The organism is Acinetobacter sp. SFB (genome assembly GCF_001647545.1).
In the GTDB taxonomy this organism is placed as follows: domain Bacteria; phylum Pseudomonadota; class Gammaproteobacteria; order Pseudomonadales; family Moraxellaceae; genus Acinetobacter.
Map to the genome: position 1 here is coordinate 136344 of NZ_LSZH01000014.1, position 24949 is coordinate 161292.

The 24949-nt window shown below is 38.3% G+C and carries 18 protein-coding genes and 2 pseudogenes; 6 read left to right on the forward strand and 14 right to left on the reverse strand.

From position 1 onward, the window contains the following. Positions 1–38 precede the first annotated feature (38 nt). The 5 genes from AY606_RS11930 to AY606_RS11950 are packed head-to-tail and all read left to right on the forward strand — an operon-like array spanning position 39 to position 6532. Entirely contained in the window at positions 39–1967 is a 1929-nt protein-coding gene (locus tag AY606_RS11930) for a tetratricopeptide repeat protein (RefSeq protein ID WP_067868837.1), read from the forward strand. Beyond that, entirely contained in the window at positions 1957–2808 is an 852-nt protein-coding gene (locus AY606_RS11935) for a glycosyltransferase family 2 protein (RefSeq protein WP_067868840.1), read from the forward strand. Before AY606_RS11930 ends, AY606_RS11935 begins: the two co-directional genes overlap by 11 nt. 8 nt (positions 2809–2816) lie before the next feature. After that, a complete protein-coding gene (locus AY606_RS11940; protein WP_067868844.1) occupies positions 2817–4523 on the forward strand; it encodes an ABC transporter ATP-binding protein in 1707 nt (568 codons plus the stop codon). Between the two features lie 10 nt (positions 4524–4533). Next, positions 4534–5250 (forward strand): class I SAM-dependent methyltransferase, encoded by a 717-nt coding sequence (locus AY606_RS11945; protein ID WP_067868847.1) that lies wholly within the window; start codon positions 4534–4536, stop codon positions 5248–5250. Position 5251: 1 nt separating this feature from the next. Continuing rightward, positions 5252–6532: a glycosyltransferase family 4 protein gene (locus AY606_RS11950; protein WP_067868848.1), complete on the forward strand. Its 1281-nt coding sequence runs from the start codon at positions 5252–5254 to the stop codon at positions 6530–6532. Here AY606_RS11950 and AY606_RS11955 read toward each other — a convergent pair. From AY606_RS11955 to AY606_RS11965, 3 genes are read right to left on the reverse strand one after another with little or no spacing between them, the layout of a single operon-like run. Next, the gene (locus tag AY606_RS11955; protein WP_067868851.1) at positions 6529–7575 is read right to left on the reverse strand and encodes a glycosyltransferase family 4 protein; all 1047 of its coding nucleotides are present in this window, start codon (positions 7573–7575) and stop codon (positions 6529–6531) included. The genes AY606_RS11950 and AY606_RS11955 overlap by 4 nt on opposite strands. Beyond that, positions 7562–8977: a mannose-1-phosphate guanylyltransferase/mannose-6-phosphate isomerase gene (locus AY606_RS11960; protein WP_067868854.1), complete on the reverse strand. Its 1416-nt coding sequence runs from the start codon at positions 8975–8977 to the stop codon at positions 7562–7564. Before AY606_RS11960 ends, AY606_RS11955 begins: the two co-directional genes overlap by 14 nt. Continuing rightward, complete coding sequence (locus AY606_RS11965; RefSeq protein WP_249409248.1) at positions 8974–10125, reverse strand: glycosyltransferase family 4 protein; 1152 nt, start codon at positions 10123–10125, stop codon at positions 8974–8976. Before AY606_RS11965 ends, AY606_RS11960 begins: the two co-directional genes overlap by 4 nt. A 188-nt stretch (positions 10126–10313) precedes the next feature. On the opposite strand from AY606_RS11965, the gene AY606_RS11970 reads away from it, so the two are divergent. After that, positions 10314–10769 (forward strand): pilin, encoded by a 456-nt coding sequence (locus tag AY606_RS11970; RefSeq protein WP_067868856.1) that lies wholly within the window; start codon positions 10314–10316, stop codon positions 10767–10769. Positions 10770–10882: 113 nt separating this feature from the next. Here AY606_RS11970 and AY606_RS11975 read toward each other — a convergent pair. The 11 genes and pseudogenes from AY606_RS11975 to aroK form a co-directional block, all read right to left on the reverse strand. Beyond that, positions 10883–11162: pseudogene (locus AY606_RS11975) on the reverse strand (hypothetical protein); the annotation flags it as partial. A 3-nt stretch (positions 11163–11165) separates the two neighbouring features. Then, positions 11166–12279: pseudogene (locus AY606_RS11980) on the reverse strand (hypothetical protein); the annotation flags it as partial. A gap of 54 nt (positions 12280–12333) precedes the next feature. After that, positions 12334–12894, reverse strand: a complete 561-nt coding sequence (locus AY606_RS11985) for a TPM domain-containing protein (RefSeq protein ID WP_067868860.1) — start codon at positions 12892–12894, stop codon at positions 12334–12336. Continuing rightward, positions 12888–13973: a TPM domain-containing protein gene (locus tag AY606_RS11990; protein ID WP_067868863.1), complete on the reverse strand. Its 1086-nt coding sequence runs from the start codon at positions 13971–13973 to the stop codon at positions 12888–12890. Before AY606_RS11990 ends, AY606_RS11985 begins: the two co-directional genes overlap by 7 nt. Before the next feature lie 28 nt (positions 13974–14001). Continuing rightward, entirely contained in the window at positions 14002–14592 is a 591-nt protein-coding gene (locus AY606_RS11995) for a LemA family protein (RefSeq protein ID WP_067868866.1), read from the reverse strand. A 144-nt stretch (positions 14593–14736) separates the two neighbouring features. Then, positions 14737–15621, reverse strand: coding sequence for a metal-dependent hydrolase (locus AY606_RS12000; protein WP_067868869.1), 885 nt, complete (start codon positions 15619–15621; stop codon positions 14737–14739). A 396-nt stretch (positions 15622–16017) separates the two neighbouring features. Next, positions 16018–17439 carry a glutamate synthase small subunit GltD family protein gene (locus AY606_RS12005; protein WP_067868871.1) on the reverse strand — a complete coding sequence of 474 codons (1422 nt, stop codon included), beginning with the start codon at positions 17437–17439 and terminating at the stop codon, positions 16018–16020. A 73-nt stretch (positions 17440–17512) separates the two neighbouring features. Further along, complete coding sequence (gene gltB, locus AY606_RS12010; protein ID WP_155858203.1) at positions 17513–21988, reverse strand: glutamate synthase large subunit; 4476 nt, start codon at positions 21986–21988, stop codon at positions 17513–17515. A 455-nt stretch (positions 21989–22443) separates the two neighbouring features. Beyond that, positions 22444–23292, reverse strand: coding sequence for a hypothetical protein (locus tag AY606_RS12015; RefSeq protein WP_067868873.1), 849 nt, complete (start codon positions 23290–23292; stop codon positions 22444–22446). A gap of 3 nt (positions 23293–23295) precedes the next feature. Continuing rightward, positions 23296–24381: a 3-dehydroquinate synthase gene (aroB, locus tag AY606_RS12020; RefSeq protein WP_067868876.1), complete on the reverse strand. Its 1086-nt coding sequence runs from the start codon at positions 24379–24381 to the stop codon at positions 23296–23298. Positions 24382–24398: 17 nt separating this feature from the next. After that, the gene (gene aroK / locus AY606_RS12025) at positions 24399–24947 is read right to left on the reverse strand and encodes a shikimate kinase AroK (protein ID WP_067868878.1); all 549 of its coding nucleotides are present in this window, start codon (positions 24945–24947) and stop codon (positions 24399–24401) included. Between the last annotated feature and the right edge of the window lie 2 nt (positions 24948–24949).

Below are 24949 nucleotides of genomic sequence, written 5' to 3' on the forward strand. Positions count from 1 at the left end.
AATTGATAGGCGTTGTTTTCTATGGATATAAAAACTATATGTTAAAAAAAACTTTTCCATTTATTGTGCTTTTAAGTACTTTGCTCATTTGTTATTTTAGTTACTCAATAGGATTAAAAGCTGATTTCCTCTTTGATGATTACCCAAATTTACAAGAGTTAGGTACTTATGGGGATATTAATAGTTGGGATAAAGCTTTAAATTTTATATCCAATGGTTTTTCTGGCCCTACAGGTCGACCAATTTCTTTGGCTAGTTTTTTAATTAATGATAATACTTGGCCTAGTGTTGCTTATTCATTCAAATTAACTAATTTATATATTCACTTAATAAATGGCTTATTGCTCTTTTGGGCGACTTTGCTTCTGCTCAAGAATTATAATTATTCAGAAAAAAAAGCCATATGGATAGCGATACTTAGCTTTAGTATCTGGTTGTTACATCCTTACTTTGTATCTACAACGTTATATGTCGTGCAACGCATGGCACAGCTTGCAACCCTATTTAGCTTAATAGGAATTATCGGTTATTTACAGGGTCGATTATTATTAGCTGAAAAGCCTATTGTTGGCTATATATTAATGACAGTCTCGATTGGCTTAGCTACGATCTTAGCAACCTATAGTAAAGAAAATGGTGCACTTTTACCCTTACTCATTTTAGTAATTGAGTTTTGTAATTCTAATAAAATAAATAAGCCATTGTGGCAATGGCGAGCTATTTGTTTATGGCTACCCTCATTAGCAATTGCTGTACTCATGTTTCGTTATATTAATCTTTCAGCAGAACCTTGGCCAAACCGCAATTTTAATATGGTTGAGCGTCTTTATAGCGAAGCACGGATTGTTACTGAGTATTTATTTAATCTCTATATTCCAGAGATTGAAGGACGCGGCTTATTTCAGGATGGATACCCTATTTCAAGAGGTTTATTCCAGCCTTTAACAACCTTTTTTTCGATTATTTTTCTAGTCGTATTATTCATCAGTGCATTTTTAGCTAGAAAAAAATACCCTCTATTCAGTCTAGCAATTTTATTTTTCTTTGCTGCTCATTTAATGGAATCCACTATTATTGGCCTAGAGCTATACTTTGAACACCGTAATTATTTAGCTGCTTTATTTTTATTCTTACCCCTTTCAGCAGGACTAATTTGGCTAAGTGAAAAAATTGACTATAAATTAGTGACATTTATTTCTATATTAATATTAAGTATGCTGACATTAATGACATGGCAACGTTCACTTTTATGGTCAAATACTGATAATTTACAGATCTATTGGGCAAAAAATACGCCTACTTCACCTCGAGCACAAAATGCTATTGCAGCGATTTTAATTGATCAAGGACGTTATCAAGAAGCCAATGCTCATATTGAGCAAGCGATTCAACGTTTACCAAATAGTGCTTTACTTTCAATTCGTCTACTATTACAAAAAGTTTATACTCATCAGGCGACTGAGCAAGATTTCCACCAAGCCATTACGCGACTCTCAATCCAACCATTTGATGCACAAGCAGTACAAGGTCTAAGGACATTAGTAGAATATGTAGTTTTACCAGAAAATATTAATCAATACGGAGCGTTAAGCTTAAAACTCATTGCGGCTATGCAGAAAAATGCCAACTATAAAGATTTTCCTTTGTTTTTACGATTAACACCTTATTTGCAAGCTCAAATTTATGCTGCTAGCCGCCAGCCAGTAGAGGCTTATCTACATTATAAATTGGCAATGAAGCGCTATAATGATGTTGAGGCAGGCTTAATGATGGTAGCCGAAATGGCCTCCAAAGATTATTATTCAGATTCTACCCAGTTATTAGATCAAGCAAATGCTATTTATCAAAAACAAGAAGTGAAAACTTTAAAGCGCTCAAAAGCAGAGTATGATTTTGAAATTCCTCGTTTAAGGCAGGCTATTGAAAAAATGAAAAACCAGAAAATTAAGGACAAATATGAAAATTAGTATTGTCCTACCCGCTAAAAATGAATCTGGTGCCATTGGTCAAACCCTTGCACAGATTCAACAGCTACAACTTTTTCATGAAATTATTGTAGTAAATGACGGTTCAACTGATAACACCAAACAAGTTGCAGAAGAAGCAGGTGCTAAAGTCGTTACTCACTCCTACTCTAAAGGCAATGGTGCAGCAATTAAAACAGGGGCACGTTCAGCAACTGGTGACATCATTATTTTTATGGATGCAGATGGTCAACATGACCCACAAGATATATCAAAATTATTAGAAAAAATTAATCAGGGTTATGACCTGGTTGTGGGTGCAAGACAAAAAGGATCACAAGCAAGTATAGGTCGAGGTATTGCCAATACACTTTATAACAACCTCGCAACCTATATGACCGAACAAAAAGTTGAAGACTTAACTTCGGGTTTTCGTGCTGTGCGTGCCGATAAGTTTCGGGAGTTTTTATATTTATTACCCAATGGGTTTTCCTACCCAACCACTAGCACTATGGCATTTTTCCGTGCAGGTTATTCAGTGACTTATGTGCCAATACATGCAGCCAAACGCATAGGTGAAAGTCATATTCATCCTTTAAAAGATGGAGTGCGTTTCTTTCTAATTATTTTTAAAATTGCCACACTATTCTCACCTTTAAAGATGTTTCTTCCAATAGCTGTTCTTTTATTTATGATGGCTACAGGGTGGTATGGCTATACTTTATGGGATGCAGGTCGTTTTACCAATATGAGTGCTCTACTTTATACAGGCAGTATCATGATTTTCCTAATGGGGCTGATTTCAGAACAGGTGACTGCTTTGATGTATAAAGATAATAAATAGGAATTAGTGTGTTTAATACATTAATAGAGTTATGGAAAATACTGACAAAACTTGATAAGCGAAAACTTTCGTTTGTCCTTGTCCTCGTGGTTGCAATGGCTATTATTGAGGCAATTGGCGTTGTTTCGATTATGCCTTTTCTCGCTGTGTTGGCAAACCCGACTATTATAGAAAATAATGTGCTACTTCAAAAAATTTCAAAAATCTTATTAGTGAAAGATACACGTCAACTCATTGTATATTTAGGGATAATTTCCCTTTGCATTGTTATTTTTTCTACTCTTATTAAAATCATTACTCAGTATGCATTGTATAGGTTTTCCAACTTGCAACGCCACTATTTCTCGACTAGGCTTTTAGAAATTTACTTACAGCAGCCATATGAATTTTTTATTGAACGAAATAGTTCAACTTTAATTAAAAATATATTATCAGAAGTAGATGAGTTAGTTCGTGGAATTATTCAACCTGTACTATTCTTAATCGCTTATAGTGTTGTCATTCTTTGTATGATCATAATTCTTGTCTTTTATAATCCTATTATGGCAATTTCAACAGCCCTAACCTTAATGTTTTTTTATTCTGTTATTTTTATAACCGTAAAAAAAATTCTTGATCGAATTGGCCAAAGTTTTGTTGAAGCAAATGAAATACGTTATCAGGCTTGCTCAGAAGTATTGGGAGGAGTTAAAGATATTATTATTAATCATGCGGAAAAGCAGTATATAGAAAAAGTTGATCATAGTTCAAGGTTATATTCACTTCATCTAGCAACTAAAGAAACTTTAGGGCAAGTTCCTTTACATATTGTGGAAACGATAGGATATGGTTGTATTATCATTCTTGCAATTGTATTGGTAATCTCTGGTAAAGAAATTTCAAATATTTTACCAATACTAGGACTTTATGGTATTGCTGCTTATCGCATGCTACCTGCCGCACAGAATGTTTATCGTGCAATAGCACAGATAAAATTTTCTCAAAATGTTTTTAATGTAGTGAAAAATGAATTTTTATTAGAAAAAAATAATAAAATTGAAAAATCTAATAGGGAATTTTCATTTGAACAAATTATTCAGCTAGATGATATTAGTTTTTCTTATAATAATAGACCTGATAATTTAATCTTTGATAATTTCAATCTTACTATTCTTAAAAATAAAAGTGTTGGTATAGTTGGGAAAAGTGGGAGTGGAAAAAGTACTTTAATGGATATTATGCTGGGATTATTGCATCTAAAAAATGGGAGAATTTTGATAGATGGTATTGAGTTAAATCAGAGTAATATTCAGGCGTGGCACCAAATTGTAGGATATGTACCACAATCAATTTATTTAGCCGATAAAAGTATTGCAGAGAATATTGCTTTTGGTGTTGAACAAGACCAGATTGATATGCAAGCAGTCAAACGTGCAGCTCAACAGGCACAAATTGATGATTTCATTATGCAACAATTGCCACAAGCTTATAAAACAAAAGTCGGTGAGCGTGGAGTTATGCTATCTGGTGGGCAGAGACAAAGGATAGGAATCGCCCGGGCTTTATATAAAAATCCAGAAATTTTATTTATGGATGAAGCAACTAGTGCATTAGATATAGAAACAGAAAAGGCAGTAAATGAGGCGATTCAAAATTTAAGTGGGAAAAAGACAATAGTAATTATTGCTCATAGAGAAAGTGCAGTTGCCAAGTGTAATACAATAATTACATTATAGAGATGAAAATATGAAAAATGGCAATATATATGATGGCTACCTAGAATGGAAAAATTGGGGAGAAAGTTTTGGATTAATAGATGATTGCACTAGAAGATATTATGATCTTGAATTAAAAAAAATAGAAGGCAATTTAAAAGGACAAAATATACGGGTGTTAGAGATTGGTTTTGGCAATGGAAGTTTTCTAACATATGCATTAGAAAGGGGATGGAGTGTGTATGGTATAGAAGTAAATGATGATCTAATAACTATTGCAAATAAGAAAGGTTTTCAAGTGTGTAGTACTATGGACTACTTAGAAGACAATGTATTCGATTTAATCGTAGCGTTCGATGTTTTAGAGCATATCACTTCTAATGAACTGATTGAATTTACTGTTAAAATAAAAAGTAAGCTGAAAAATGGTGGTTTTTTTGTGGCTAGATTTCCTAATGGAGACTCTCCAATAGGTATGAAAAATCAAAATGGTGATTTAACTCATTTAAATTGTATTGGTTCAAATAAAATTATACAACTTTCTAAGTATTGTGACTTTAAACTACTTTTCATAAAAGGACAAAGTGAAATATTTATATATAAATCCATTAAAAAAACCTTTTATACTATAGCTTTATACCCTATAAAATTATTTATTAATTTAATAATGAAAGTATTTTTTTTTCCAACTACATATTATTTCTTTTGTTCAGAGAATTTAGTAGTCTTTTTTAAAAAGGAAATTTAAGTTGAAAGATAGAAAGATAATATTTTTAAGTTATTCTTTTAATAGAAGTGATCGTAGAGGTGTTTATCAATTCACTAGCTCTTTAGTTGAGGCTGTAAAAAAAAATAATTATACTATAGGTTTATTTTCACAAGTATATGATAGCGATTTTTCCTTGGAGAATTTATTAGACTATCTTAAAGATCCAAATAAATATTTTTTTTGTAAAAATAAAAAAATAAAGGTGGTTTTAAATTATTTATTAGGAAAATTTTTAAAAAAAAATTATTCTATTTTATATAATCAAAACAATAATTTTGATTTTTTTATTAATACAGAATTATTGTATTATTCTAACAATATTGACTTATTATTTCCAAAAAAAATTTATTTAAATGATATTAAAATCCCTTGCTTTTCAAGTCAAGATATTATTTTTACAGACTCACCGCTTGCATTTAAATCGACTAAACATAAGATAGTTCAAACAGTACATGACATTATTCCAATTGAAGAAAAAAGAAAATTTCATAAATATTTTTATAAACGATTAGAAGCATGCTGTTATGCAGATAAAGTATTATGTGTTTCAGAATATACAAAAGATAGATATTTAGAGTATTTTCCCTATATGGAGGATAAAATTGAGGTAGTTTATCAACCATTACCTGCGGATGAGCATAGTATTTATCTAAGTACGTTACCTGAAATTCAGCAGCAGGTATTAGATAAGTATAAATTAAAATCTGGTCAATATATGTACTACGTTGGGGCTATTGAGAAACGAAAAAATGTCCATAATTTAATTCAAGCATATATTCATGCAACTCATTCAGATAAGTCTATTCCATTAGTTATTTCTGGTAGTATTAATAAAAAATATAGTAAAGATTTCTCATTAGAGGATTATTTAGTTGATGTGAAAGTTTTTCTAGATTCAAAATATAATATTTTAAAAACTGATTTTGTTAGTGATATTGAAAAACTGTGTTTAATTAGAAATAGTCGAGCATTCTTATTTCCCAGCTTAAATGAAGGTTTCGGAATACCCGTTATAGAAGCTCAAACCTTGGGAGTGCCCGTTTTAACTTCTAATAATAGCTCATTAAGTGAAATCACAATGGGTTCAGCTTTACTGTTAAAAAACCCTCTAGATATTGAAGAAATGACCGAATGTATTAAAAAATTATGGTCTGATGATGAATTATGCTCCCGATTGTCCCAAAAAGGATTAATAAATGTAAAAAAATTTAGTAAGGAAAATTTTAAAAATAGTATTGGAGATTTCCTTTTAGACGTTTAAGAACCTATAATTAATTTTTGGTACAGAGTAATATAAGAATTTATAGTGTGTTTAATATTAAAGTTTTCCTGAATATGTATACTTGCTGCATTTGATATTTCTTTTTGTAATTCCTTATTATTTTTCAAACATTTTACTGTATTTACAAAATCTGAAATATTGTCCTTTTGACAAATAAAACCTGAAACTTTATTCTCAATTATTTCTGGTAGTGCAGAACTATTAGCAACAACAACTGGTAAACCACATGCCATTGCTTCAGCCACGACTAGGCCGAAACCTTCTAATCTAGAGGGGAAAAGTAAAGCATCCATAGACCTATATGTATTTGCCAAATCATAAGCTGTTTCTTGATATGGCAATTTTTTCATATTTAATGGAAGCATATTGGGAGTATTTGATGTATAAAATAATTCGTATCCTTCACCTAATTCTTCCATTATTTTAGGTAATAAATCAAATCCTTTACGAATTGAATTACTTCCTACAAATAATAAGCGAAAATTTTTATTATCCAATTTTTTTTTACAAGATTTGGTATTAAAAATATCAAAATCTATTCCATTATAGATTACCTCTATATTAGAGATATAGAAAATTTCCTTAGCACACATGGCTGTATACTCGCTAACTGTTGTAAGAGCCGTAGCTTGTAGAATTGACTCCTTTTCAATCGGAGTAATCCATAAATAATGATAGAGTTTCTGTAATTTAGTTTTATAAGGATAAAAATTTTTATCTTGCACGCAATGATGTAGGGTAGCAACAATTGGAAATTCTTTCGGATAGAATTTAGAGGGAAGCCACGTATTTATATGTACGATGTTTGCCCATTTGGGTGTGACCGGAGACTTTATTAACCACGGTAAATATTCTGCATAATGTGGCAACCACGTTATCTCCGCTCTTACTCCCTCCTCATTTAAACCTTTAACCAATTGTTCTGTGAACTTATCTGTGCCTGTTCCAGTACGAATGGTCGGGAACCAAACTCCGATGTCTTTATTAGTAAATTTAATTGCAGATCTCTTATATTCGCCCATACTCATCCTTTAATCTTATAATATCGTCCTCACCTAAATAAGCCCCTGACTGAACCTCAATAAGCTCTAAAGGTATTTTCCCGGGGTTCTCTAATGTATGCACTTCGCCAATAGGTATAAAGGTAGATTGATTTTCTGCAAGAATAAAAACTTCATTACCTCTTGTGACTTTGGCTGTACCACATACAACTACCCAATGCTCTGCTCTATGATGGTGTAGTTGGGTAGAAAGTTTAGCACCAGGCTTAACGGTAATTCGTTTAACTTGGTATCTATCCCCCTTATCTACGCATTCATAGCTGCCCCATGGACGATAAGTTTTAGGGTGTTCAGAAGCTTCTTTACGGTGTGTTTTCTGGAGATACTCTACGATCTGCTTCACTTCTTGGGTTTTTGTTTTATCTACAACCAATATTGCATCTTGCGTCTCAATGACAGCTATATCATTCACGCCAATAGCAGCTATTACTCGATGGTTTGATACCAAATAATTATTATTGCTATCTATAGCGAAAACATCTCCAATAAGAGTATTACCATTATTGTCTTTATCGGCTAACTCAGCAAGTGCTCCCCAAGAGCCTAAATCTTTCCAGCTTGACGAAATGGCAATTACTGCTAAATTATCTGCTTTTTCCATCACGGCATAATCTATAGATAAAGCTGGACAACACTCAAGTTGTTTTTCATCAGCTCTAACAAAGGATAAATCCGTGCTGATCATATTCATTGCTTTAATACAACTTTCATAAATTTCATTTGCGTACTCTTTCATAGTTTTTAAAAAAGTAGAACTAGTGAAAACAAAATTTCCGCTATTCCAAAGGTATTCACCTGCTTCAAGATACTCTTTAGCAGTCATTAAGTTCGGTTTCTCAATAAACCCTTCCACCTTAAATATATTTTCACTTGCAATGGCTACACCGAGTTTTATATAACCATAACCTGTTTCGGGTTTATCAGGTTTTATTCCAAAAGTGATTAAATTCCCAGACTTGGCTAGTGCACATGCACATTTAACTGAAGCTTGTAATTCTTGCTTATCAGAAAAATAATGATCTGCAGCAAATACAATTAAGATGGAATCCTCATATAGCCTCTCTGCAAGAATCGCTGCTAAAGTAATAGCTGGTGCAGTATTTCTACTCTTTTTCTCTAATAAAATATAAGCATTTTCTATTTTTATTGCCCTTAGCTGCTCAGCGATAAGAAATCGGTGCTCTTCATTACATACAACAATAGGGGGCTCTACATCTAAACCATCAAGTCTCTTTAAAGTAGCTTGTAATAAGGTTTCTTCTGCGCCATTAAATGCTAAGAACTGTTTAGGGTGCATTACTCGCGATTGTGGCCATAATCTTGTGCCGAAACCACCTGCCATAATAATCGGTACTATTTTCATCTTTTTTTATCCCCAAAGCTCTGCTGCAGACTAGCTATTATTTTCATTCCAAAATTAGGCCAAGCAAAGTTTTTTGCAAAATTTAAGCTGGAACTCTGCCATTTTAGTTTGTCATTTTGAATTATATGGATAATTTTAGAAGCTAACATAAGGTAATCACCACTGCTTACTAAATATCCAGACTGCTCATCTCCCACTGCATCTATAACGCCACCAGTAGCAAAAGCCACAGTCGGAAGTCCGTGTGCAGCAGCTTCTAAAGCAACCATACCAAAGCCTTCTGGATCACCTTTTATATAACGAATTGGAAAGATATGGACATCTGCAGAGAGCAAAATCAAAGTTAAAATTTCTTCATTCACTCTTCCCAAAATTTTTATATGATCGCCCACACCATTTGCTTGTGCTGCGTGCTCAATACTCTCTCGACTTTGCACCTCAGCCCCCAATGAGTTTGTAGGTGCCTCTCCTACTATCACTAATATAGCGCTTTTCTCTTGTTTCACTATCACAGGCAAAGAATTCTCAACAAACTCTTTCAAACCTTTTCGTGTAGTTAAACGCCCTATCGATAAAAGTATTTTTCTATTTTCTAGACCATATTTTTGTTTGAATGCTTGGAGACTTTCTGCTGACTTAGCTGCAATAGATAAATCAACACCAGGATGTACTACACTTATTTTTCTTTCAGCTATATTTGCCTCTAGGGCTAATTGTTTAGTTGGAATACTATTTACAATAATATTGTCTATGCGACTAAGTAAAGGCACCCAAATAACTTGGTAGAGCTTATTAGATACAATAATATCAAGACCGTGTAAGTAAGCAGAAGATTTAGCACCTATACTTTTACTCGCTATTAATGCCAAGGGAGCGGTTAAACCACTACCAGCAAGAATAATATCAGGTCTATCAATTAAAGCGAACCAAATGGCCTTTATAAAGGCAATAAGCATAAACAAGGGGAAAGGCTTTAGCGGCGCTTCGCTTAGTCTTATATTTTCTGGCTTTAGTGCTTTTGACCCTCTAGGACCTATTACTCTCACTTCGGCATATTTACTGAGTTCATCAGCCATATGCCAATTGAGGCGTTCCATCCCCCCCACAAGAGGTGGTAAGTTACGAGTAATAATAAGGATTTTTTTCACAGTACCTTGCCTATATATTTAAGTTTTTGTCTGTTGCACTCTGGCAGATTAGTCAAAAATTAATATAGATACAAGATCAAATGCTGCTTAGTATTTTTTAAACTGATAATTTTTTCATTTAGAGTTAGTTGGCTCATTTTTTGCTCTCTAAATGGGATGAAATAGATTATACCTAGAGAAAATAGAACATGAACAATATGAAAGGCTTCACTTTAATAGAGCTTATGATTGTAGTCGCTATCATTGGGATTTTAGCTGCAATAGCTATTCCTGCCTACCAAAATTATACCGCTCGTTCTCAACTGGCTGAAGCATTAAATATGGCAAGTGTTTACAAAAGTGAGGTCATAGCAGTATATGGTGAAAGTGGTAGCTGTCCAGCATCACCCCCTAATTTGGGCTTGGATACGACTGGTTCAATCAACGCAAAATATGTGAAGAACGTTACTATTAACACCACTACGCCCAATTCGATATGCGCTTTTGAATTTACTTTTAATAATACTGGTATGAATGCAGGCATTGCAGGTAAAACACTAGTTTTTGCCATGATGAACTATGCAGGTAATGGCTCTGCTCGTTGGGAATGTAGCTCTAGTACAATTCAGCAATTGTATTTACCCTCAATATGTACTGGTATTTAAAAGTATATATTTAGAATTAATGTATGCCAAAAATCGTCACTTCCTATCTTTAACGGTTATTTATTACCGTGACGCAGATTTCACCAATGAATAGATTAGATGATACTTTGCTCTCAACCTAAAAGTTCCCCTCTAAACTCAAAATTTTCCAACAATAGTGAATTTGCCTTTTTCTGCAATGTTTCATAGTCCTATTTTAACTGCTCAGAATCCGTTTTAACTGCTTTTTTCCTATTCTCGGCTTGCTCAACCTGCTGTGCAGGAAAAGGAACGTTTTGCCCTGCTTCAAATGCTACAGTGTCATTATTGATGGCAGAACCCTTTGGCAGTGTCATTGACCTATTAGCATTTTAAATGCTCTAAAGCAGCATAGTATTCATTGAGTACGCTAAGGCTCTAGTTCCCTTTATTCACGATTTTAATTTTTTGAATGTTCTTATTTAACTCTATAATGTTACTGTCCATCTGTCCATCTGTCCATCTGTCCATCCAGCAACCTGCCTTGCACTTGTGTATCACCCACTTTCTGTATCCGTTGCACTACTTTTTGCATTTTATTGGCACTTGCCGTATTAAAAATTGCATGTGCACAGCTCAAACAACTCGGAATAGGGTTAAAGGAAATTTTTGCGCAAGGAGAAAGGTTGGTATAGGCTTAAAAAAGATTATTTTTATCAGCTGCTTAATCCCTCTTCATGCGCTTGATGGTCTCATCATGCTCTGGAAAAACATCCTTCAATTGCTCAGGGTCTTTTTGCAACTGTAAATAGGTTCCTGCACCACCAAATAGCTGACTTGAACTATTAATCACACATTCATCAAACTGTGCATAAGAATGCACCAGACGCTGATATTCAAGCTCTTGAATAAACTCTTTTTGGCTATCACTGACTAAAATAGTCGGGGCAAATACTGAATTTTCTCGATAATACAGCGTCATCACTTCGGTTAAATGCTTATATTGAATCGACAAAGCACCTTAAGCCAATAACACTTAAACGCATGCCATAGACTGCAATTGAGCGTCTAAATTGATGGGTGCAAATATTCCAATACTCTCCAATTTGACAGTCTTTTCTTCTCACCAGTTGCGGAAACAATCAAAGGCCTCCAGTTCAGCTAAATCGCTTTCAGTGATTCTTAACTCATCTCCTAGAGTGGTCGAAATACGACTTAAATACTGATTAAAATTAGTATCTGTTCGGATTGGAGCACCCTCAAAATTAGAGATAAAAGCCGTTTCATACTTAATATTTTGATTATTTTCATGCTGATGTTTCTGTGAGTACAGGGTGGGAAATAATGGATATTCAGCAGGATGGGGAAAATCATAATGCGGATTGAATAAGGCATACTTTTTACCAATACTTTGCGCGGCATTTACGCCAAATTGAATGTCTTCAAAGGTGCTCCAATAAGTAGATTTGTTACTGCCACCATGGAATTTAGCAGCATAACCAATAAGTATAGACAGAATATATTTATGACTTTAAAAGTTTTGATAACAATCCCTCTAACTTAAAGATATTTACAAAATCAGTGACTCTTAAAATCCACCTATTTTCTAGCCCAATATGATCGGATTATTACTCAATTCATTCTGCTGATCTATTCTTGACTGCGCATAAAATTTATTTAATACATCGCCTATATTAAATACGCCCGCCATAACAGCTTCCCGATATTGATGCTGGGAAAGTTGGGCAGTCATTTTTTGGCAAATTTCATCCCAAACAGTTTGCTCGGTTTGTTTTTGAATTCCCCGATCAATCACAATTTCAACTTTTTGTTCACATAAATTTAGATATAAAAGAATGCCACTATTAAACTCGGTATCCCAAACACCCAGTTCAGCAAACAGTTGCCGTGCACGCATTTGAGTATTTTGATAGTAGGCTTGATTTGAAGGAATGTTCCCCTCAATCACCACCTGAATTTCTCCTGCATGTCCATATTCTGCTTCCATCACTGCCTGTGCAATTGCATGTTGATCCATTTTATTAAAATAGCGTTTAGCCGCCGGCATATAGAAAGAATGCTTTAACCAGCGTTTAAGGCTAGGTTGATTCATTTCTTCCATTTTGGGTTGTGTAATAATTTCTGTTGTTTCTGTTTTAGTTACCATGATCCTGATGCTCCTCCGCCGCCAAAACCACCACCACCGCCACTAAATCCTCCACCACCGCCAAAGCCGCCACCACGCCCCCCTCCACCGCCGCCACGACCTGCAGAGGCTAAAAACAGCTGGAAAATGGTTTGCGCAATAGCCGTAATCAGTAAAAAGAAAATTCCACCACCAATCAATAAACTGGTGACCAGTCCAGCACCATTGACCAAACCCGCTACAGTTCCAGCAACTGCAGCAGTAGATGCACTTAAAGGTTTACCCACAATAAACGAGCCAACAATTCCTGCGATTAAAATAAACAAGGCAGTACTAAAAGTTTTCTCTTTGGCTTGCTGTTCGTGTAAAGCTTTTTCTTGACGCTCTTTCAGTTCTTGTGCAGCTTTCTGTGCTACTTCGGGATCCATATTTAAAATGCGTTCTATTTCAACCAGACCCGCATCAATCCCTTGGGCATATTGCGCCTGTTTAAAATAAGGCGTCATCTGATTTCGAATAATACGACTGGCCACAATATCGGGTATCACCCCTTCCAGGCCGTAACCAGTCAAAATTTGAATGCGATGGTCATTCACCGCAATCGCCATCAACAAACCATTATCTTGCTTGGCTGAACCGAGTTGCCATTTTTCCGCAATACGCATGGCAAAATCAAAAATATCTTCTTGCCCTGTAGTCGGTACAATCACTACCCCAATTTGTGCCTTGCCTTGTTCATGTAATGCTAAAATTCGCTGACTAATTTCCTGCTTCTGGCTTTCAGTTAATATATTTGCCTGATCCACAACCGGTGAGTTGAGCGTTGGCAGTCCACGAATCGATTCACCTTCCGCCATATCATTGACAATTTGTGGCGATGATACTGTTGTGTCAGTCGCATTTTCTTTGGCTGCTTTCTGATTTTGAGAGGTCTGCTGCTGATCCTGAATGATTTTACCAACAACGACAGCCTCAGCATTTTCATCTGTAGCCGTGGCGACTTCACTCCATGTCACCGAACTGATGAGCACACTCAAGCAAACCAACACGGCTTGCAGCAAAGTTATGCATGAAAAGTATTTTTTATAAGAATCAGACATCAGCAATCCTTATTCAGCAATCAATGAATTATTCGAAAGATACTTTAGGTGCATTTTGTGCGCCTTGTTCAGCACTAAAGTTCGGTTTTGGATTCATGCCAATCACTTTAGCCGTCATGACCTGCGGGAACTGGCGTGCATAGCCATTAAAGTCTTGAACTGTCGTAATATAACGGTTACGTGCGACTGCAATCCGGTTTTCAGTACCTTCCAGTTGAACCTGTAAATCACGAAATTGTTCATTGGCTTTTAGATCGGGATAATTTTCAGAAACCGCAATCAAACGCGATAATGCACTGGTCATTTGCGCCTGTGCTTGTTGATATTTCTGGAATAAAGCTGGATCTTCCAAAACTTCTTTATCTACTTTTAAGCCTGCAACATTGGCGCGTGCTTGAGTGACTTCTGTTAAAACTTTTTCTTCATGTTTAGCATAGCCTTTCACCACATTGACCAAGTTTGGTACAAGGTCTGCACGGCGTTGATATTGGTTTTGTACTTCAGACCAAGATGCGGTTACGGCCTCATCTTTGACCTGTAGCGTGTTATAGCCACAACCGGATAAGGTCAAAGTACTCACTAGAGTCATAGTGACTAAACTTTTTTTCATTACATTCATTTATCTATATCCTCTATATTTCTTTGTATTTGTTTAAATATTTTTATTGTAAACATATTTAAGCCCAGTTCTGTTTAATTTCAGTACTTCAGCGCTTGCATAAAAAAGGGCCAATATTTCTATTGGTCTTGATGATTTGACTGTTTAATTGATTAAGCCTGGTTTTAATTCATGTTGAAAACTTTTCATCTGGTAATCTTCTGCCAACTGCTTTTTCCAATAATTCACCATTTTACTGTAATCAATTTCCGAAGGATGAAAATCAGTTTTAAAATAAGATAAGTATTCTGGCATGAGTTGGACAAACATCTTACCGAGTAAATAAAGACCAAAAATATTGCCGCCAACTTTCGGCAAACTTTTACGCTTATCCTGTAGAAAGAGCCGTGTTGCAGAATACAAAGTGAGGCTGGCAAATCCTGTGGTGACACTGCGCATGATCATACGGCGAACTTTATCATCGCCATACACGGCTTGATACACATCAAAAGCCACTGCCCGATGTTCAATTTCTTCAATCGCATGCCACACCCAAAGCTTTACCGCGTCATCATCTAAAGTGGCCAACACTTGTGGATGGCGAAGAATATATCCGCCAAGTAATGCCGTGAAATGCTCAAAGGCACAGGTAATGGCGAGTTGAATTTTAGGATGTAAATTTTTGACATAATCATTTCTACGCGCAAGCCATGCCTGAAAGCGATCTAAATTATAATCATCACTTCGCCACGCCTCATTAAATTGGGCATGGGCTTTTGAATGCATTGCTTCCTGCCCAATAAAAGCCGCGATCTGTGCCTGCAACTTCTCATCTTTGACTTTATCCCGCACATTACGGACGCTATGTACAAAGAACTGCTCACCAATCGGAAACGTTGAAGAAAGTGCAGTCAGCAAATGCGACATTACGGGTGAATTGGCAAAATAGTGTCTGCGAATCAGTTTTGGGTTAAATTGCAGCTTTCTGACTGTAATTCCCAGAGCTTTTGGACGATTTTGATATGATTTTTCTGTCGCCACTTCTGTCATAGTCTTAATCCTAAAAATTGATCAGAGAATAAGCACAGTATGGACAGCAATTTTTATGACAGGTATGGCAGAAGCGCTTACCTAGTTTGCGAAAAGGCTCATTTTTTATTTATCCCTACCCGTACTCAAAAGTAATAAGCTCCCTTTCCTTTCAGGAAATAAGGAGCTTCGCCATATATTTTGCATCTGCAAGAAAGGCCTTTTCAGATATTCATAAGCTACTTTTAAAATTCAATCCTCTCTAACCATCCTCCTGTAAGCAGAGAAGACTTTTCAATACTTGTTCCATGAATTGCACAAAATCATATTTCATCCATAAACATTTTCTAAAATAAAAAACCCACCGAAGTGGGTTTTTAAAATTTATTTAGAGCTTATTCAAATGAGAGATTCTGCTTATATATCCAGATAATCCAGGATCCCTTCAGCTGCTTCACGACCTTCCCAGATTGCAGTAACAACCAGATCAGAACCACGAACCATATCGCCACCGGCAAATATTTTCGGATTAGAAGTCTGGAAACGGTATTGTTGCTTTTCAGCGGCAACCACACGACCCGAACCATCCAGACCAATGTTTGCACCCGCAAACCAATCTGCCGGACTGGCACGAAAACCAAACGCTAAAAGCACGGCATCCGCAGCTAAAACTTCTTCTGAACCCGGAACGGGTTCCGGGCTGCGACGGCCACGACTATCAGCTTCGCCCAATTGCGTAGTGACCACTTTAACACCCGTGACTTTGCCGTTTTCACCCACAATTTCAATTGGCTGGCGATTGAACATGAAGTTCACACCCTCTTCACGCGCATTTTTTACTTCACGACGTGAACCCGGCATATTTTCTTCATCGCGGCGATAAGCACAAACCACTGATTCCGCACCTTGACGAATTGAAGTACGGTTACAGTCCATCGCAGTGTCACCACCGCCCAGTACAATCACCTTTTTGCCTTCAACGCTGATGTATTCTGCTACGTCTTTTTCCCAGCCTTGAGTACGATTGACGTTGGCAATCAAGAAATCAAGCGCATCATGCACACCATCAAGATTTTCACCGGCAAAACCGCCTTTCATGTAGGTGTATGTTCCCATCCCCATGAACACGGCATCATAATCTGCAAGAAGCTGATCTATCGTTACATCTGTACCAATTTCAGTATTTAAACGGAATTCAACGCCCATACCGGCGAAAATTTCACGGCGACGTTTCATTACGTCTTTTTCCATCTTGAATTCTGGAATACCGAAAGTCAGCAAACCACCAATTTCAGGACGTTTATCAAATACAACGGGTTTAACACCGTTACGTACCAGGATATCTGCACAACCTAAACCTGCAGGACCTGCACCAATAATCGCGACTTTTTTATCTGTCCATTTTACGTTGGACATGTCTGGACGCCAGCCTAAAGCAAAAGCGGTATCATTGATATATTTTTCAGCATTACCAATGGTGACTGCACCAAAACCGTCATTGAGGGTACAAGCACCTTCACATAAACGGTCTTGCGGACATACACGACCACAGACTTCTGGCAATGTATTAGTTTGATGGCAAAGTTCAGCTGCCTGGAAAATACGACCTTCAGCAATCAGTTTTAACCAGTTTGGAATGTAGTTATGTACCGGACATTTCCATTCACAATACGGGTTACCACAACCTAAACAACGGTGCGACTGATTAGCCGCAATTTCCGCTGTAAAAGGTTTATAAATTTCCACAAACTCTGCTTTGCGGACAGTTAGATCTTTTTTCTCTGGATCTTGGCGTGCTACATCCAGGAATTGAAAGTCATTGTTTAGGCGCTCTGCCATGTCTCTCTCCGTGGGTAGGTGCAGTCGGTTTATTTATCCGCTACACCTGCCTATCAATCTGTTCGTCGTGGAATTATTGTGGATCGGCTTTAGTCGTTTTCAAAAGCGTTTGCAAATTAGCAGCTTTTGGTTTTACAAGCCAGAATTTACGGCTGTAAAAATCAAACTCGTTGCGGATCTTGTACGCCCAAGCACTACCTGTCTCTGTAATATGTTCATCCAAAATACGAAGCAAGAATTCTTGATGTTCTTCCATCGCTTCTGTAGAGATACGGTTTAACTCGATCAACTCATGGTTATAGTGATCCACGAAGTCATTATCCAGGTCAAGCACATAAGCAAAGCCACCGGTCATGCCGGCACCGAAGTTATGACCGACTTTACCCAGTACAGTCACAATACCGCCAGTCATATATTCACAGCAGTGGTCGCCCGCACCTTCAATTACCGCAAAGGCACCAGAGTTACGCACTGCAAAACGTTCGCCAGCAGTACCTGCAGCAAAGACTTTACCGCCAGTTGCACCATACAAACATGTGTTACCAATAATTGCAGTATTTTGTGTCTGGAATGGCGAACCTTTTGGCGGGAAGATCGAGATACGACCGCCTGCCATGCCTTTACCGACGTAATCGTTGGCATCACCTTCAAGTTTGATATGCAAACCGCCGGCATTCCAAACACCGAGTGACTGGCCTGCAGTACCTTTCAAATTCATGACGACAGGATGGGCTTCCATACTCAAGTTGCCATAACGACGCGCAATTTCACCTGAAATACGTGCACCAATTGAACGGTCACAGTTCACCACATTGTAGTTAAACTCGCCACTCTTGCCTGCTTCAATGGTTGGAAGCATCTCAAGCACCATTTTCTCTGCAAGCAAGCCTTTATCAAAGGGTGCATTGCCTTGAACTTGGCAATATTGCGCTTTACCTTCCGCAGATGGATGTGAGGTTAACAAGGCGCTTAAATCTAAATGAGCATGTTTATCTGTATCGCCCGGTAAGACTTCAAGCAAATCTGTACGGCCAATCAAGTCTTTCAAACTTGATACACCGAGCGCTGCCAACCATTCACGGGTTTCTTCTGCAATGAAGTGGAAGAAGTTGATCAGCATTTCTGGCTCGCCAATATAATGCTCTTGACGTAAATGGTCTTGCTGCGTTGCTACACCGGTTGCACAGTTGTTCAAGTGGCAAATACGCAGGTATTTACAACCTAACGCAATCATTGGCGTAGAACCAAAACCGAAGCTTTCTGCACCCAGAATCGCTGCTTTAACCACGTCTAGACCAGTTTTTAAACCACCATCGGTTTGTACACGTACTTTGCCACGCAGGTCATTGACGCGAAGCGCTTGATGCGCCTCAGCCAGACCCAATTCCCATGGCGAACCTGCATGGTGAATTGAAGATAATGGCGAAGCTGCAGTACCACCGTCATAACCTGAAATGGTAATGAAATCGGCATAGGCTTTTGCAACACCTGCCGCAATGGTTCCCACACCGGGTTCAGAGACTAGTTTTACCGATACCATCGCTTGAGGATTGACTTGTTTCAAGTCAAAAATCAATTGTGACAAATCTTCAATTGAGTAGATGTCATGGTGCGGTGGTGGTGAAATCAGGGTGACACCTGGTACTGAGTAACGTAAACGTGCAATTAAGCCATTCACTTTACCACCCGGCAACTGACCGCCTTCACCCGGTTTCGCACCTTGCGCAACTTTAATCTGCAACACTTCAGCAGACGTTAAATATGCGGGTGTCACACCAAAACGACCTGAAGCAATCTGTTTAATTTTCGAGTTACGGATGGTGCCATAACGTGCAGGATCTTCACCGCCCTCACCCGAGTTTGAACGACCACCAATGGTGTTCATGGCAATTGCAATCGCTTCATGCGCTTCCGGTGACAATGCACCTAAAGACATGCCTGCAGAGTCGAAACGTGGCAAGATTTCTTCCACCGATTCTACTCGATCAAGCGCAATTGAATTATCTGTTTTAAGCTTGAATAAATCACGGATCGTTGTAATTGGACGAGTATTCACCAATTCAGCATATTCTTTAAAGTCAGCATAATCGCCTGAACGTACTGCTTTATGTAGAGAATTGATCACGTCTGGATTAAATGCGTGATATTCCTTATCAAAGACAAATTTCAGCAAACCACCTTGGTCAATTGGCTTGCGGGCTTTCCACGCATTTTCAGCCAATTTTTTAAGATCATTTTCAAGATCTGCAAAGGTTGCCCCTTGAATACGGCTTGGCACACCAGTGAAGCATTTATCCACCACTTCATTAGATAAACCCACGGCTTCGAATAACTGACCACCACGATAAGACGCAACAGTTGAGATACCCATTTTAGAAAGCACTTTAAGCAGGCCTTTCTCAATGCCTTTACGGAAATTCGCCTGAGCATGAATTGGGTCACCCAACAATTCGCCTTTGGCAATCAAGTCATTGATCACGTCATAAGCAAGGTATGGATAAATGGCAGTGGCACCAAAGCCCAAGATCACCGCAAATTGATGCGCATCACGTGCCAAAGCGGTTTCTACAATGATGTTGGCATCAGTACGCAAACCCACTTGAATCAGGTGATGATGCACTGCGCCTGTTGCCATTAAGGCATTGGCAGGTAAATAACCTTCACGAATTTTCTTATCTGAAAGCACCAGTAAGGTTTTGCCGTCACGAACTGCTTGAGCAGCTTCTTCACAGATACGAGAAATCGCCGCCTGCGAACCTTCGCTTGCCACATAGTTCAAGTCGATGTCGGCAATTTCGTAGCCTTTACGACCCAAAGTACGCATTTGGTGCATTTTTGAGTTTGACAATACAGGGCTTGAAATGATCAGGCGATCGGCATGTTCAGGACTTTGTTCAAATACATTTTGCTCACGACCCAAACACGTCTCTAGAGACATCACGATCGATTCACGTAATGGATCGATCGGTGGATTGGTCACCTGCGCGAACTGTTGGCGGAAATAATCCGATACATGACGAACCTGACGCGACAATACGGCCATTGGCGTATCATCACCCATTGAGCCGACTGCTTCCTGACCGCTTTCCGCGATTGGACGAAGCAATTGATCACGTTCTTCAAAGGTCACCATGAACATTTTTTGTGAGGCTTTTAGGGCATCGCCTTTTAAGCCTTGATCACATAAATATTCTTCAAGTTCCGGACTACCTTGTAGACGAATTGAGTTTTCACGTAACCATTCACGGTAAGGGCGCATTTTTTTCAAATGATTGCTGACATCTTGAGTATCGAGCAATTTACCGGTGAGAGTATCAATCACCAAAATTTGACCTGGACCAACACGACCTTTAGAAATCACGTCTTCAGGTTTATAACCCCAAACACCAATTTCGGATGCAAGTGTAATGTAGCCATTTTTGGTAATCACCCAACGTGCAGGACGTAAACCATTACGATCCAGCATACAGATAGCATGACGACCATCCTGAATCACCAGACCTGCAGGCCCATCCCATGCTTCCATGTGCTTAGAGTTAAACTCGTAAAATGCACGTAAATCGGCATCTAAAGTTTCAACATTTTGCCAAGCCGGTGGAACCAGCATGCGTAGTGCACGGAACAAGTCCATACCCCCACCGACCAAGATCTCAAGCATGTTATCTAAGCTTGAAGAATCCGAACCGGTACGGTTCACAATCGGATTGAGCTCGGTTAAACCCGGAAGCAATGGATTTTCAAATTTTGGCACACGTGCCAATGCCCAGTTACGGTTAGCCGTAATGGTATTGATTTCACCATTGTGCGCAAGATAACGGAACGGCTGTGCCAACGGCCAAAGTGGCAAGGTATTGGTCGAAAAACGCTGATGGAACACCACAATATGTGATTCCAGACGCGGATCTGCTAAGTCGGTATAAAAGTCTGCGATTGCTTCAGGCATCATCAAACCTTTATAGGTGATGACGGTTGAACACAATGTTGTGACATAGAAGGAAGAATCATTGCTGAGCAATTGTTCCGCACGACGGCGCGCAAGAAATAACTTACGGTTAAATTCAACCTCGGTCACACCCATTGGGCAATTGACAATAATCTGTTCAAATGCGGGCATTGATCGAAGTGCAATTTCACCCAAAGCATCGACATTGGTGGGGATCACACGCCAAGCAAGGACCTTTAGACCTTCAGATTCAATTTCTTTGGCTAAAACCTGTTTCGAATGTGCGGCAATGGCTGGATCAAGATTTAAAAATACCGTACCCACTGCAAATATTTCACTTAAAGTGATATCACTGAGTTTTTTTGCTTCTTCACGGAAAAATGCTTTCGGCATAGCCAGCAATAAACCACAACCATCCCCTGTCTTGCCATCTGCGGCAATACCACCACGGTGGGTCATACAACTTAAACTATGAATCGCGGTCTTGACCAAATCATGGCTTGCATCACCCTGCATATGGGCGATTAAACCGAAACCACAGTTATCTTTAAACTCATCCGGTTGGTATAAACCTTGAGCGGGAGCTACAGTATTAGGCGATGGCATGTGCATAGCGTACCCTTCTTTCAACATGGCCCATAAAGCGGGCATCTAACAATCAAATATCTTCTTGCGATTTAGTCCAATTTACTCACACTCAGATCAAGATTGGGCAGAATCATTTTCTTCACATACTTAAGATAATCGCATTTCATCTTCTGTGTATGGATCAATTACAAAAATGTTTTTGCTGATGTTACGCACTCTTTTAAAGCATGCAAATTCAGCAACTTCGTACAATACTTGAATCTTTTCGCGCCAAAATAGGGACAATAACTCAATTCATGCACCAATAAAGCAAAAATGATGCCAATTCAAAAAAGATAAAGCTAAATGTTTTAAATATAGAAATATTAAAGCTTCATACACTTCATCTTATTTTCTTGAAAGAATTTTTCGCACTATATTTGTGCATACAAACATTTTTATAACTTAATTTGCTCTATTTTAGAACTCTATTTTTAATTAAATGGATCGCTAATTTCAGTTTCTGCTCCTTTATTGCCATTTTTTTTCGGCGCAGATTCAACTGAAGAATTTGAACGCTGAACATCAACAACGTTCCCATCTTCATCGCGACGTGTAACCGTTGTAGTGGTACTTGCTGATGATTTAGGCTCAAGCATCGGGATTGTTGGCTTAGGTTTCGGTAAAACCAAAAGACTCTCATCAATGCGAGGCAATGGTGCAGATTTTAAATTGACTGCGTATATTTTGCTATTTGAACCCATCTCTTCTGCGCCCATGTCATTAACCAAAGCGGCATAATTTTCAATATTTTCAACCTGCGGTTGAATAGACTTGGGAAACTGGAGGGGCAATTGTTGCAGGGCTTGTTTTGCCTGATCATTATTTCGATAGATGCCATACAGTAAAACATATTGTTCAATTTGATTTTCGCCACTTAAGCGAATGTAGAAAAAGTTTTTACGATCAGGCTGCTTTTTTAGAAAACTTCGAATCACATCATCTTTAGTCACGCGAAATAGTTCAATTGTCGTCGCATTCTTATTTTCAGCAATAAATTTACTGCCCCGAAATTCTGGTTCATAGCTGCCAGTATTGACCACACGTGTGGTCATTTCCAAAGGACGGACTTCTTCTTGAAGTGCACCCAGCAGGCTGGTTGCAGCAACTTTTTCTGGCTGGATTTGCAATTCAGACTCAGTTTCCGCAGATTTTTCTACTTCTACCAAATCCTTATTATCCGTCATTGCCCAAAAAACAAGTGCTGCAAACAGACACACCAATCCACACACCAACCAGATATAATTTTGAATACGTTGCCATTGTGTACGGATGGTTGCCATGCCTTATGCCTTCTCTTGATTCGCTAAAATCGCTTGTTTCATCAATTCCACATCAAATTCTTTGGTAATCACAGCCTGTCCCAATGATTTCATCAGTACAAGACGTAACTGTCCATTTAGCACTTTTTTATCGTGTGCCATATATGCGAGGAATTCATCAAGTGGAATAGCTGGGCATTTTACGGGTAAATGGGCACATTGAATGATTTTTTTTGTACGCTCTAAATCATCAAGTGAAATCCAGCCCATGCGTTGAGATAAATCTGCAGCCATCACCATACCGGTTGCAACCGCTTCACCATGTAGCCAAACCCCATAACCCAAGTAAGATTCAATGGCATGACCAAAAGTATGACCCAGATTCAATAATGCACGTTCCCCCTGTTCTTTCTCATCATTGGCCACAATACGAGCTTTATGTGCGCAAGAACGATAAACCGCTTCAGCCAGCAACGCTGAATCACGCCCAATCAGACCATCCATATTTTCTTCGATCCATCCCAAGAAATCCCGATCGCCCAATAAGGCATATTTAATCACTTCGGCCAAACCTGCGGACAATTCACGATCAGGCAAAGTGCTTAATTGCGCCATATCCGCCAACACCACTTGTGGCTGTTGAAAAGCACCAATCATGTTTTTACCCAAGGGATGATTAATGCCGGTTTTCCCTCCTACACTTGAATCCACTTGGGACAAAAGCGTGGTCGGAACCTGAATAAAATATACACCGCGCTGAAAACATGCAGATGCAAAGCCAGCCATATCGCCAATCACGCCACCACCCAACGCCAGAACGGTAGCATCACGATTAAATCCTGCTTCTAATAGCGCATCAAAAATCAGGTTTAAATATTCTATATTTTTATATTTTTCACCATCAGGCAAAATACATGTTGCAACCGTTTTCCCTAAAGCTTCAATTGCAGTCACATAATGTTCTAAATATAACGGCGCAACCGTGGTATTGCTCACAATCATCACTTGCTTACCTTTGATATAAGGCTCAAGTAATGATTGTGGATTTAAATCACTGCCAATAAAAATAGGATAGCGGCGATCACCGAGTTCAACATGTAAAGTTTGCATGAAATTAAAACCGTTAATTAGACTAGACCTGCTTCTTGAGAAACAATCATATGTAAGATTTGTTGGGCTAAATCACGAGCAGCCCCCTGATTGGTCTCGATAATATAATGTGCAACTTCTCGATACAAAGGATCGCGAAGCGCCAATAAATCACGCAACTTTTGTTCAGGATTTTCAACTTGCAATAAAGGACGGTTTTTATCCCGGTAGGTACGCTGTAACTGAATCTCGACAGGAGTATAGAGGTAAACAACGATTCCGCGCTGTTTTAAAAATTCACGATTGGAAGCTTGGGTCACTGCACCACCACCGGTTGCCAGAACCAGTTGCGAACGAGCAGTGAGTTCATCAATCACCATGGTTTCACGGTTACGAAATCCCTTTTCTCCTTCTTTTTCAAAAATCCAAGGAATGGTCGCACCTGTTTTGCGTTCAATTTCATGATCACTATCAAGAAACTCGCGCCCTAACAGTTCCGCCACATGTCGACCAACAGTTGTTTTCCCAGCCCCCATTGGCCCTACCAAATAAATATTTGGCAGGGTTTCAAACTCATTGCTTGGCAAGG